The sequence below is a fragment of the Sphingomonas sp. GV3 genome (assembly GCF_031082075.1).
In the GTDB taxonomy this organism is placed as follows: Bacteria; Pseudomonadota; Alphaproteobacteria; order Sphingomonadales; family Sphingomonadaceae; genus Sphingomonas; species Sphingomonas beigongshangi.
Map to the genome: position 1 here is coordinate 3,311,131 of NZ_JARWLE010000001.1, position 12,120 is coordinate 3,323,250.

At 65.8% G+C, this 12,120-nt stretch carries 13 protein-coding genes; 6 read left to right on the forward strand and 7 right to left on the reverse strand.

Annotation, left to right across the window (positions count from 1 at the left end; translation table 11 throughout):
* Positions 1-2: 2 nt before the first annotated feature.
* Positions 3-1,358, forward strand: a complete 1,356-nt coding sequence (locus RF701_RS15665; protein WP_287977520.1) for a dihydrolipoamide acetyltransferase family protein — start codon at positions 3-5, stop codon at positions 1,356-1,358.
* Between the two features lie 7 nt (positions 1,359-1,365).
* On the opposite strand, the gene RF701_RS15670 is transcribed toward RF701_RS15665, so the two are convergent.
* A complete protein-coding gene (locus RF701_RS15670; RefSeq protein WP_287977523.1) occupies positions 1,366-1,752 on the reverse strand; it encodes a hypothetical protein in 387 nt (128 codons plus the stop codon).
* A gap of 138 nt (positions 1,753-1,890) precedes the next feature.
* On the opposite strand from RF701_RS15670, the gene RF701_RS15675 reads away from it, so the two are divergent.
* Positions 1,891-2,664 carry an enoyl-CoA hydratase/isomerase family protein gene (locus RF701_RS15675; RefSeq protein WP_308815505.1) on the forward strand — a complete coding sequence of 258 codons (774 nt, stop codon included), beginning with the start codon at positions 1,891-1,893 and terminating at the stop codon, positions 2,662-2,664.
* 15 nt (positions 2,665-2,679) lie between these two features.
* Here RF701_RS15675 and gorA read toward each other — a convergent pair whose 3' ends face one another.
* From gorA to pgi, 4 genes are read right to left on the reverse strand one after another with little or no spacing between them, the layout of a single operon-like run.
* A complete protein-coding gene (gene gorA / locus RF701_RS15680) occupies positions 2,680-4,029 on the reverse strand; it encodes a glutathione-disulfide reductase (protein ID WP_203308275.1) in 1,350 nt (449 codons plus the stop codon).
* Positions 4,029-4,451: a PIN domain nuclease gene (locus RF701_RS15685; protein WP_203308274.1), complete on the reverse strand. Its 423-nt coding sequence runs from the start codon at positions 4,449-4,451 to the stop codon at positions 4,029-4,031. The genes gorA and RF701_RS15685 overlap by 1 nt, the downstream gene beginning before the upstream one ends.
* A complete protein-coding gene (locus tag RF701_RS15690) occupies positions 4,448-4,657 on the reverse strand; it encodes a type II toxin-antitoxin system VapB family antitoxin (RefSeq protein WP_203308273.1) in 210 nt (69 codons plus the stop codon). The genes RF701_RS15685 and RF701_RS15690 overlap by 4 nt, the downstream gene beginning before the upstream one ends.
* 44 nt (positions 4,658-4,701) lie before the next feature.
* Positions 4,702-6,192: a glucose-6-phosphate isomerase gene (gene pgi, locus RF701_RS15695; RefSeq protein WP_203308272.1), complete on the reverse strand. Its 1,491-nt coding sequence runs from the start codon at positions 6,190-6,192 to the stop codon at positions 4,702-4,704.
* A gap of 136 nt (positions 6,193-6,328) precedes the next feature.
* Between pgi and lepB the strand changes: the two genes are divergently transcribed.
* From lepB to era, 3 genes are all read left to right on the forward strand, one after another.
* Positions 6,329-7,162, forward strand: a complete 834-nt coding sequence (gene lepB, locus RF701_RS15700; RefSeq protein WP_203308271.1) for a signal peptidase I — start codon at positions 6,329-6,331, stop codon at positions 7,160-7,162.
* Positions 7,117-7,827 carry a ribonuclease III gene (gene rnc, locus RF701_RS15705; protein WP_308815688.1) on the forward strand — a complete coding sequence of 237 codons (711 nt, stop codon included), beginning with the start codon at positions 7,117-7,119 and terminating at the stop codon, positions 7,825-7,827. The genes lepB and rnc overlap by 46 nt, the downstream gene beginning before the upstream one ends.
* A 70-nt stretch (positions 7,828-7,897) precedes the next feature.
* Positions 7,898-8,797 carry a GTPase Era gene (gene era, locus RF701_RS15710; protein ID WP_210356754.1) on the forward strand — a complete coding sequence of 300 codons (900 nt, stop codon included), beginning with the start codon at positions 7,898-7,900 and terminating at the stop codon, positions 8,795-8,797.
* Here era and RF701_RS15715 read toward each other — a convergent pair.
* On the reverse strand, positions 8,764-9,495 hold the full coding sequence (locus RF701_RS15715) for an NAD-dependent deacylase (protein ID WP_308815689.1): 732 nt from the start codon (positions 9,493-9,495) through the stop codon (positions 8,764-8,766). The genes era and RF701_RS15715 overlap by 34 nt on opposite strands.
* A gap of 259 nt (positions 9,496-9,754) precedes the next feature.
* Here RF701_RS15715 and RF701_RS15720 point away from each other — a divergent pair, with 259 nt between their 5' ends.
* Complete coding sequence (locus tag RF701_RS15720) at positions 9,755-10,828, forward strand: exostosin family protein (protein WP_308815506.1); 1,074 nt, start codon at positions 9,755-9,757, stop codon at positions 10,826-10,828.
* 418 nt (positions 10,829-11,246) lie between these two features.
* Here RF701_RS15720 and RF701_RS15725 read toward each other — a convergent pair whose 3' ends face one another.
* Positions 11,247-11,696 (reverse strand): hypothetical protein, encoded by a 450-nt coding sequence (locus tag RF701_RS15725; RefSeq protein ID WP_308815507.1) that lies wholly within the window; start codon positions 11,694-11,696, stop codon positions 11,247-11,249.
* Between the last annotated feature and the right edge of the window lie 424 nt (positions 11,697-12,120).

Below are 12,120 nucleotides of genomic sequence, written 5' to 3' on the forward strand. Positions count from 1 at the left end.
CTATGGCCCGCTTCACCTTCCGCCTTCCCGACATCGGCGAGGGCATCGCCGAGGCCGAGATCGTCGCCTGGCACGTCCGCGTCGGCGACCGTGTCGAGGAGGATCAGAACCTCGCCGACATGATGACCGACAAGGCCACCGTCGAGATGGAGAGCCCCGTTGCGGGCACCGTGATCGAACTGGCGGGCGAGGTCGGCGATCAGGTTGCGATCGGATCGGCGCTGGTCGTCATCGAGACCGAGGGCGAAGGGGAGGGCGAGGCAGAGGCCATCGCCGCGCCGCCGACGCCCGCGCAGGCCGAGACCGCGGAGCAATATGAGGCGGAGAACCCGGGCGTCGAGGACGCGCAAGCCTCGTCTTCCGCCGTGGGAGGGGAAGACGCCGCGCCCGCGCGCACGATCGGGACTGACGAAGCGTCGGCTTCGCCGCGGACACCCCCACATCCTTCCGCCGACCCCATTCCTCTCCCGCAAGGGGAGAGGGAAAGTGCACCCGTCCTCGCCTCGCCGGCGGTGCGGGCGCGGGCGCGCGATCTGGGCGTCGACCTGTCCCAGGTGCGCGTCGCCGACGGTGAGCGCATCCGCCACGCCGATCTCGACGCCTTTCTCCGCTACGGCGCGGCGCAGGGCTATCAGCCGCCGCATGCCAGCCGCGCGCGCGCGGACGAGGCGGTGCGCGTCATCGGCATGCGTCGGCGCATCGCGGAGAACATGGCGGCCTCGAAGCGGAACATCCCGCATTTCACCTATGTCGACGAGATCGACGTCACCGCGCTGGAAGCGATGCGTGCCGATCTCAACGACAACCGGGGGCAGCGTCCCAAGCTGACGCTCTTGCCGATGCTGATCGTCGCCATCTGTCGCACGCTGCCGGACTTCCCGATGCTCAACGCGCGCTACGATGACGAGGCGGGTGTCGTGACCCGCTCGGGTCGCGTGCACCTGGGCATGGCCGCGCAGACGGACGCCGGCCTGACGGTGCCCGTGATCCGCGACGCGCAGGACAAGAATGTGTGGCAGTTGGCCAGCGAGATCGCCCGGCTGGCGGAGGCAGCGCGCGCCAGCAAGCTGAAGCCGGAGGAACTGGGCAACGGTACGATCACCGTCACCAGCCTGGGGCCGCTGGGCGGGATCGCCACCACGCCGGTGATCAACCGGCCCGAGGTCGCGATCATCGGCCCGAACAAGATCGTCGAACGTCCGGTCTTCACCGGGCGGGGCGACGAGATCCGCCGCGCCAAGCTGATGAACCTGTCGATCAGCTGCGACCATCGCGTCGTCGACGGTTGGGACGCGGCCAGCTATGTGCAGGCGCTGAAGAAGGTGCTCGAGACGCCGGTGTTGCTGTTCGCGGACTGATGGCGGCTCAGTGGCGCGGCGCGGCGCCCGACGTGCCGCGGCGCTCCGCAGCGGCGCGGGCGATCTTGCGTTCGATCTGGTCCAGCATGCCGGTGTAGCCGCGTTCCTCCACCGGTTTCAGCCACCCCTGCAGTCGGAAAGCGGACGCGATCATGTCCGCGACCCGCGCGATGTCCTGGCGCAGGAATGCGATGCGCCCGGCGGCGAGGCCGGCCGCCTCGAGCCGATCGACGGTCGTGCTCATCCGGTCCAGCCTCGCGGAAAAGACGGCATTCTGCCGCTGGGCGATCGACCGCTGTGCCGCGGATGGCACCAGCGATAGGCCGCGATCGGCGGATGCCGGTGTCATGGCGGCGAGGGCGAGCAACAGGGTAGCGGCGCGGAATGGCGACATGGGCGACCGACGAATGGACCGTGAAGCGGACCGTATACGGACCGCGCGTTAACAGGACCGAAACGGCCGCACCATTTCGGCTGTTTTGTCGCGCGCAACGGGATTGGGCGGCGGGCTATTCGTCGCTATGCCGGTTGCATGACCCAGACCGTTCACGTCACGCATGACGGCCATGTCGCCGTCGTCACCTTTGCCCGACCGCCGCACAACCATGCCGACCTGTCGCTGATCGAGGCGGTCGGCGCGGCGTTCGAGGCGGCGGACGCGGATGCCGATGTCCGCGCGATCCTGTTGCGGTCCGAGGGCCGTGTCTTCTGCGCGGGCGCCGATCTGGCGAACGCCAATCCCGTCGCCGATCCGCAGCCCGAGGGCGCGCGCAATCCGTTTTACGTCGCCGCCGCGCGGCTGTTCGCGGTGCGCAAGCCGGTCGTGGCGGCGATCCAGGGCTCGGCGGTCGGCGCCGGTCTCGGCCTGGCGCTCGCCGCCGACTTCCGCATCGCTGCGCCGGAAGCCCGCTTCGTCGCCAATTTCGTCCAGCTCGGTCTGCATCCCGGTTTCGGCATTTCGGCCGTGCTGGAACACGTGATCGGGCGGCAGCGGGCGGCGCTGATGCTGCTCACCGGGCGGCGCATCAGGGCGGACCAGGCGGCGGAATGGGGCCTGGTCGACGAGGTTGTGGCGCAGGAGCAATTGCACGAGGCGGCGCTGACGCTGGCGCGGGAGATCGCGGCGGGTGCGCCGCTCGCGGTGCAGTCGACGCGCGCGACGATCCGTGGCGACCTGTTCGCGCTCGTCCAGCGGCAGACCGACCACGAACTCGCCGAGCAGGCATGGCTGCAACGCACCGCGGACTTCGCGGAAGGGGTCAGGGCGGTGAACGAACGCCGCCCCGGCCGCTATATCGGTGCGTGACCCGCGGCTGATGCCTCAGCGCATCAGCACCAGTTCCTCCGCCATCGTCGGGTGCAGCGCGACCGTCTCGTCGAACTGCGCCTTGGTGAGGCCGGCCTTCACCGCGATGGCGGCGGCCTGGAGGATTTCGGGAACGTCGGGGCCGATCATGTGCAGCCCGACGATCCGGCCGGTCTCGCCGTCGCACACCATCTTGTAGAGCGCTCGCTCGTTGCGGCCGGCAAGGACGTTCTTCATCGGCCGGAAATCCGAGGAATAGACCGCGACCGAGCCGAGCTTCTGCTTCGCCTCGCTTTCCGTCATGCCGACGCCGGCGAGCGGCGGGTGGCTGAAAACCGCGCTGGGAATGCAGCCATAGTCAACGGTGGTCGGCTTGTCGCCGTAGAAGGTGTCGGCGAACGCCTGGCCCTCGCGGATCGCGACCGGGGTCAGTTGCACGCGATTGGTGACGTCGCCGATCGCGAAGATGCTCTCGCAGGTCGAGCGGTTGCGGTCGTCGACCTTGATCGCGCCCTTTTCGTCGACGTCGACGCCGGCGGTTTCCAACCCCAGTCCCTTGGTGTTGGGCAGGCGACCGGTCGCGAACATGACCATGTCGACCGTGACGGGCTCGTGGTTCGACATCTTGACGGTCAGGCAGCCGTCCTCGCCCTTGTCGATCCCTTCGAAGGCGGCGTCGAAGCGGAACTCCAGGCCCTTCATCATGCTGATCTGCAACAGGCGGTCGCGGATCGAGAGGTCGTAGCCGCGCAGGATGTCCTGCGTCCGGTTCATGATGATGACGTGCGCGCCGAACTGGTGGAAGATGCCAGCGAACTCATTGGCGATATAGCCTGCGCCGGCGATCAGCACGCGCTTCGGGATGGCATCGAGGTGGAAGGCCTCGTTGCTCGTGATGCCATGCTCGTGGCCGGGGCAGGACGGGACGGCCGGATGCGCCCCGACGGCGACGAGGATGCGCGCGGCGGTCTTCTCCGAGCCATCGGCGAGGCGCACGCTGTGCGGGCCCGTCACGACCGCGCGCTGCGGGATGATCTCGACACCGTTGTTCTCGAGCGTCTGCGTATAGGCGCCGTTGATGCGATCGACCTCGGCCAGCACGTTGTCGCGCAGCCGCTTCCAGTCGAAGGCACAGGGTTGCGGCACGTCCCAGCCGAACTGCGCGGCATCGCGCAGGTCCTCGGCGAAATGCGCGCCGTAGACGAGCAGCTTCTTGGGCACGCAGCCGCGGATCACGCAGGTGCCACCGACGCGATATTCCTCCGCCACCGCGACCTTCGCGCCGTGCGCCGCAGCGACGCGGCTGGCACGCGTGCCGCCGGAGCCGGCCCCGATGACGAAGAGGTCGTAGTCATAGTCGGGCATCAGTTCACTCCGGTGGTTTCTGCCATCGCCGACCGCAGGCCGAGATACTGCACGAAAGGATCGAAATCTCGATCGCGATACAACAAAGGCATGTCATCAAGGATGCACCGCGTCGCGATCAGCGTGTCGATCGTCTTTCGGACTGTGATGCCAAGCGCGCGCAGTCGGCGATAGTTGCGGGCCGCCTCGACCGCGACGGTATGCGATGTCACCGCCAGGTGATCGAACGATGCCATCAGGTGGTGCGCCCGGTCGAAATGGCGATCATCGGTCGTACCTTGCAGAACTTCTGCGAGCATCAAATCGCCGACCATAACCCTGTGCCGCGCCAGGATAAGATTTCTCAGCGTTCGGACTTCGGCAGTGTCGCGATCCGCCAGCCTGTCGATCCAGATGCTGGAGTCAACAACGACAGCGGTCATTGCTCAGGCAAATATCTGCTCGTCCGCATCTCGTCGAGATCGCCCTCCCAGCCGAGCCCGCGCAAGCCATCCAATGCGGCGAGCTGACGCTTGACGCGCAGCGTATCTCGCAGAGCTTGTTCCACCGCCTCGCGCTGATTGTTCATGCCCAGCACGGCGGTGATGTCCGCTACGAGCTTCTCGTCGATATCGATGTTCGTCCGCATGTGTATGGCTCCGCAGAGCCATACACATAGCGTTTACGCCTGTATCAATCCAGACCGGCGCGGCGGATCAGGTCCTCGGTCGAGGGGTCGAAGCTCTGTCCGCCCTTGTCGGCGGCCTTGGCCATCTCCTTGCCCAGTTCGACGCCGAATTGGTCGAAGCTGTTGATGCCCAGCAGCACGCCGTTCACGAACACGCGATGCTCGTAGAAGGCGATCAGCGCGCCGAGGGTGCGCGGGTCGAGCACGTCGAGCAGGAGGGTCGAGGACGGCCGGTCGCCGCTGTAGGAGCGCGCCGGATCCTCGACATGCTTGCCCTTCATCAGCGCCGCACCCTGCGCAAATGCGTTGAGGAGCAGCTGGCGATGATGATCCTCCGCCAGCGTATCGCCCGGCTCGATCACCGCGATGAACTCGACGGGGACGAGGTGCGTACCCTGATGGAGAAGCTGGAACACCGCGTGCTGGGCGTCGGTGCCGACGCCGCCCCAGGTGATCGCCGCCGTCGGACGGCCGACCGGCTGACCGTCGATCGTCACGCCCTTGCCGTTCGATTCCATTTCCAGCTGCTGGAGATAGCTGGGCAACAGCCGCAGCCGCTCGTCATAGGCGAAGGGCGCGCGCGTTTCCGCATGACGGACCTGCGTATAGTAGAGGTCGGCGAAGGCCGCGATCGCCGGCGCGTTCTGGTGCAGCGCGGTCAAACGGAAATGGCGGTCCATCTCCGCCGCGCCTTCGAGCAGTTCCTCGAACGCCGCCCAGCCGAGCGCGACCGCGGCGGGGAAACCGATCGATGACCAGAGCGAATAGCGCCCGCCCACCCCTTCGCTGAACGGCAGGATGCGGGTTTCGTCGACACCCCATTCGATCGCCTTCTCCGGGCTGGCGGTCAGCGCGATGACCTTGCCATAGGGGTCCTCGACCCCATGCTCCTGCATCCATTGCAGCGCCGAGGTCGCGTTGAGCATCGTCTCGGTCGTCGTGAAGGTCTTGGAGGCGACGACGAGCAGCGTCGCGGCGGGATCGAAATCCTTCACCGCCTCCTCCAGCGCGACGCCGTCGACGTTGGAGACGATCGCGACGTCGTAGCGCTTGTCCTCGCGACCGAGCGCATCGACGAGCAGGTCCGGACCCAGTGCGGACCCGCCGATGCCGACGTGCAGCACGTGGCGGATGTCGCCCAGCGCACCCGCTTCGATCGCGTCGATCAGCGCGCGCATCCGATCGTGCAGCTGGCGCGCGCGCGCGACGCTGTCCGCCTTGCCTTCTCCGCGTTCTGCCGTGTGTTCGACCGGACGGTCCTCGGTCACGTTGACGTGCTCGCCGCCGAACATCGCGTCGCGCTTTGCGGCGAGGCCCTTGGCATCGGCAAGGGCGATGAAGGCATCCACCGCCTCGCGCGTCAGATGCGTCTTCGACCAGTCGAAGTGGATACCGGCGACATCCAGACTGAACGTCGCCAGACGCTCCGGATCGGCGTCGAACAGCTCGAGCAGCTTGGGCGAGGGGAGGGACTCGATGGCAGACCAGTCGCTCATGGGCATCATCCTGAAGGGGAAGGAAGGTGGCGATCGTTTCCGTAGCGAACCAAAATGAGACCGCAAGGGGATCGTCCCGTGGCAGGGCACAGGATACGACTACTCAGGACGCACGAGCGCGGCTAAGGCTCCCGTCATGGCCACCAAACCGAAACCGCAACGGTCGGAGACCGTCGAGACGCTCCGCTTCCTGCTCAAGCTCGCGCTCGCCGTGCTGATCCTGCGTAGCTTCGTGTTCGCGCCCTTCTCCATTCCCTCGGAATCGATGCTGCCCCGGTTGCTGATCGGCGACTATCTGTTCGTGACCAAGTGGAACTACGGCTATTCGCGCTGGTCGCTGCCCGGCGGTGTGCCGCTGATCCCGGGGCGCCTCTTTCCGCATACGCCCGCGCGGGGCGACGTCGTCGTCTTCCGCTCGCCCGATCCCGTCGCCGGTGACACCAATCCCGAGCATGCGGACCATGACGTCATCAAGCGGGTCATCGGCCTGCCGGGCGACACGATCCAGGTGACGCACGGTCAGGTCATCCTCAACGGCAAGCCGATCCCCAAGCAGCGTGTCGCCGATTTCGTTCTGCCGCTGTCGACCAATTTCGATGCGCAGAAATGCGGCGCCCCCTTCGTCGACGTCGACGCCAAGGGTCAACCGATCTGCCGCTACCCCCAGTTCCGCGAAACCTTGCCGAACGGGCGCAGCTACATGGTGCTCGATCAGGCGGAATTGCCCGACCGCGACGACACCGGCCTCTACACCGTGCCTGCCGGTGACGTCTTCCTGATGGGCGACAATCGTGACGACAGCGCCGACAGCCGTTTCCCGTATCCGGCGGGCATGGGCTACATCCCGATGGAGCGGATCGAGGGCAAGGCGGTGGTGACCTTCGCCTCGAACGACGGCGGGGCCTCGTTGCTGCGTCCGTGGACCTGGTTGTCCGGCTGGCGCTGGAGCCGGACGGGAGAGGGCTTCTGACCACCGACCTCAAGGCCTGGGTCGCGGCGACGTTCGGACGCGAGCCGCACGATCTCGCCGCCTTTTCCCGCGCGCTGACCCATGGCAGCCAGGCGGCGGACAATTACGAGCGGCTGGAGTTCCTGGGCGACCGCGTGCTCGGCCTCGTCATGGCGGAATGGCTGTGGGACCTGTTCCCCGACGAGCCGGAAGGCCAATTGTCGAAGCGGCTCAACGCGCTCGTCACCGGCCACGTCTGCGCGGAGGTCGCGCGCAGCCTGGGCGTGCGACCGCACCTGCGCCTGGGCAAGCAGGCACGCGACGACGGCGCATCCGACAGCGACAACATCCTCGGCGACGTGATGGAGGCGCTGATCGGCGCATATTACCGCGAGGCGGGACTGGAGAGTGCGCGCGCCTTCATTCGCCGCGCCTGGGCCGATCGCGTCCACCGGACCGACAAGGCGCCGCAGCATCCCAAATCCGCCCTTCAGGAATGGGCGGCGGCGAACAATCGCAAGCCGCCGGAATATGCGATCCTGGAACGCTCGGGCCCGCATCACGCGCCCCGCTTCACCGTGCAGGTAAAGGTAGGCCGACAGCTGGAGGCTACCGCGATCGGCGCCAGCAAGCAGGATGCGGAAACCGCCGCCGCGAGGGCGATGCTGGAAAAGGTGCGGCGGTAGTCGCCACGCGCCGGCGCGCGGCGCCAGGCTTGCCATCGCAATTGCCGCCATCGGACGATAAAGCCCGTTTATGACCCAGACCCAATATTGCGGCCTCGTCGCCGTCGTCGGAGCGCCGAATGCCGGCAAGTCGACGCTCGTCAACGCCCTCGTCGGCCAGAAGGTGGCGATCGTCAGCCCCAAGGCGCAGACGACGCGCACCAAGCTGCTCGGCGTCGCGATTCAGGATGCGGCGCAGATCCTGCTCGTCGACACGCCCGGCATCTTCGAGCCGCAACGCCGGCTCGACCGCGCGATGGTCGCCGCCGCCTGGGGCGGGACCGAGGGGGCGGACCTGATCGCGCTCGTCGTCGACGGCAAGGGCGGCATCGGCCCCAAGGTCGAGGGCATCGTCGATGCGCTGAAGGACAGGCCCGAGCCCAAGATCCTGGTCCTCAACAAGGTGGACGTCGCCGACAAGCCCAGGCTGCTGTTGCACGCCGAGAAGCTGAACGCGATGATGGCATTCGCGGATACGTGGTTCGTGTCGGCGCAGACCGGTGACGGCCTGCCCGAGCTGAAGACCGCGCTGGCCGCGGCGATGCCGGAAGGACCGTGGCATTATCCGGAAGATCAGGTCTCCGACGCCACCGAACGCGCGCTGGCCAGCGAGGTGACGCGCGAACAACTCTATCTGCAGCTCCATGCCGAGCTTCCCTATGCCAGCGCCGTGGAGACCGAAGCCTATAAGGAACGGCCCGACGGGTCGGTCGAAATCCACCAGCAGATCCTCGTCGAGCGTCCGACCCAGCGCGCCATCGTGCTCGGCAAGGGGGGCGCGCGCATCCGCGAGATCGGCGCGCGGGCGCGGACCGAGCTCGCCGCGATCATGGGCTGCCCCGTCCACCTCTACCTCCACGTCAAGGTGAAGCAGGGGTGGGACGAGGACCGCGAGGTCTATCGCGACATGGGGCTCGACTGGGTCGACTGAGCGGCGAGCAACCGCTCCACCCATTCGGGCACGAGGACGCTGGCCGCACCAAGCCGGCTGTCCGCGAAAAGGCCGCTTCCCGCGGATCGTTCGAGGTTGAGTTCCAGCGTGTCGGCGCCGCAGGCATCGGCCATCTGCACGAACCCTGCGGCGGGATAGACCGCACCGGACGTACCGATCGACACGAACAGGTCGGCGGCGGCGATCGCCGCCTCGATCCGCTCCATATGATAGGGCATCTCGCCGAAGAAGACGATGTCCGGCCGCAGCGCGCATGTCCCGCAATTGGGGCATTCGCTTTCCGGCGGCAGCGCCCCGGTCCAGGTCTCGCGCACGCCGCATGCGCCGCATAGCGCCGACCGCAATTCCCCGTGCATGTGCACCAGCCGGTGCGCGCCGGCGCGCTCGTGCAGGTCGTCGACGTTCTGCGTGACGATCAGCAGCTCCCCGTGCCATTCCCGATCGAGCCGCGCCAGCGCGTCATGCGCCGGATTGGCCGCGACACCCGCCAAGGCCGCGCGCCGCTCGTCATAGAAGCGATGGACCAGCGCCGGATTTCGCGCCAGCGCCTCCGGGGTGCAGACGTCCTCGACCCGATGCCCCTCCCACAACCCGCCGGGGCCGCGGAAGGTGGCGATCCCCGACTCGGCGGAGATGCCCGCACCGGTGAGGATGACGATGTTGCGGATGTCCAGTATCCGGGAAGGATAGGGCGTAGGCACCGCCTGCGGAAGGGCGGGGGTGGGATCATGCCGCGGTCGAGGCAAGCGAAAGCGCGGCGGTGCGCAAAGATGGCGACGGGGGGGGCGGCCGCGACTGACGGTCTCTGTACCCTGCGGCGGCGGCGATCCATGTCACCGATCGACGCGGAAATATATCCCGTATCGGCCTGAAATGCCTTGTCTGCCGCTTGTACCTCATCCAGGTGTATACCTTGAATTGCCTTTTGGGGGGCCGATGGGCGACCAGCTTCGTGTCGTCGTGATGAACTCATTCAATCACGATTACGCCAGTGCGTTCAGGGCGTCGCTTGCCCGCCTCGGCCTTCAGGCTGACGTCATCGACCTTCCCAACATCGAGCTGGCGGATCTGACCCCCGGCAAGGTGCGGCATATCCGGCACCTGCTCACCCCCAGCGCGCCGGAGCAGATCGTCATCTTCTGCCCAGGCATCATGGAAATGTTCATCGACGGGCCGCATCACAGCGTTCATTTTTCCGGGTACCGCGCGTGGCATGACGATAGGTCCGGCTCGGTGTTGCCGCATCCGTGGTCGGTTCACGCCGCACCGCCGCGTGCCGCGATAGCCTGGACGGAGAAGCCGGCGTTGCGGGCAGGCTTCATGGGATCGATCTACGACGATGCCGCTCTGGTAAGGCTTGGGCGCCGGCTGCCTCGCCTGGTCAAGAGGTGGCTGCTTACCGGGCGCTACCTTCGTCATGCCCGGATGACGGCATGCGCCTATGCGAGTGGCCTCCCGGTGAGGTTCGCGCTCGCATTCCCCAGGGTCGAGGCGCTCGAAGCGCTCGAAAGACAGGCGGCAGACCAGGAGGATTTCGACGTGCGCATCATCGGCACCGGTGGCTTCACCGGCTTGCCCGATGCCAAGGCGCGCTATGTGGATGAGATGATCGCGTCGACCTATGTCCTGTGTCCTCGCGGGTCGGAGAATTTCAGCTTCCGCGTCTACGAAGCATTCCTGTACGGGCGGGTTCCGGTCATCATAGATACGGACATGGTGCTGCCGCCCCAGATCCCTTGGCGGGATCTCGCGCTGATCATTCCCTATGACGGTCTGGACGGCATCGCGCAGTCGATACGCGACGACTATGAACGAACGGACGCCGCACGCTTCATCGCGCGGCAGCGTGCCGCGTTGGATTTGATGCAAGAGCTCGGCACGGGATATTGGCTCGACGATGCGCTGGGCGGGATCGTGCGCATGCGTCGCGCAGCCCGGGAGACGACGTCCGCCGGCCGCCTCCGGCCGCTATCGACGGTGGGTTCAATCGGTGGTTGCGATCACGATTGAACCCACCGCAGCGAGTGAACATTCGGCCGTTCGACGCCGAACTTGAGAAAAGTACGCTTATCTTTCGTTCCCTTCACTCGCTCCGATCGTCCTCCAGCGAACCGGATCGAACCATCGTAGGGGCGGGGAAGCATGTCCGCTATTGGGGAGGGGGCGGTCGTCCAACGTTGATGATACGGGTCATCAGGGACGGGTCCTTCCTCTCTTGCAGACAGTTGGGCCTGAAAAGACGCGGTGACGCTGACCGAACAGGTGCCCACCGGAATAGCGCCGGTCTGACGAAGGATGACACGCTTAGTTCCGCAGATAATTAGCCAACTTCACCATCGCGTCGAATATTTCGTCGAAGCGCAACCGTGCGGTCGTCTTTCAGTGTGGCCGTTACGTTCTGCCTGATTGCCGAGTTCTCGGCAGTTTTTCACTCCCGCTTGGCGTCGTCTGGAATAAGGGATTTCACGTCGCGAAATGCCGCTGCAAAGAAATAAGTTACATCTGCAACGTAGACGCGAAATTGTCTGGTGTCGGTCGATATTTTCTTTGCGCCACCTAAACACTGAGGCGATTGGCCAAGCAGGATCGCACTTAATCGCCGCTCACCACTAGTCCCTGGTTTAGAGCGTATCAGACTCATGGCATCAGTCGTGTGACTCGCAACCATACAGGCAACAACCGCGTAGCCGATACGCTCCTGGGGATAGCGAGTGGTATTCCGCGCGGAGGTAAGAGAATTAAAACGATCTATTACCGCTCTGTCAGCCAGATCACCATCGCGCAATGACAAACTCGGCGTGACTTTGCTGATCGCCCGCTCGATCAGAGCGCCGCGATCGAAAAATGCCCGGCACACGACATCTCCGTAACCGACCATCGGATTACATTGACCGTAAAAGGGTGACGGAGACAGTAGAGCGGGTAGACCAGCATAACACGCCTGCTCCTCTCGTATAATCCGGTCGAGGGCGTATTCGCTATCGTACCGATGGGGGAGCCCTTCGATAGCCTGCCTTACCAGCTTGGGGTCTGCCCGTTTCGCGCATTGCGCGAAACGATACGCCTCGGTCGAAGCCAACCGGTCAGTTATCAGCCTTTCCGGCCGAGGTTTCACCGGCACGGTTGAAGGCAGCTCAGGCTCGACGTTTCCAATTACGGTTATATCGCTTTTCTCTGATGGCGCATCGGCCGTCGACGTAACGTCATGCGCTTGGCTTGGCGACGACTGTTGCTGCCCGTTCGCCGGTATTGAACCTACGACGCTAATCAGGCCAGTGACTAACCTGATGGCATAGATTCGT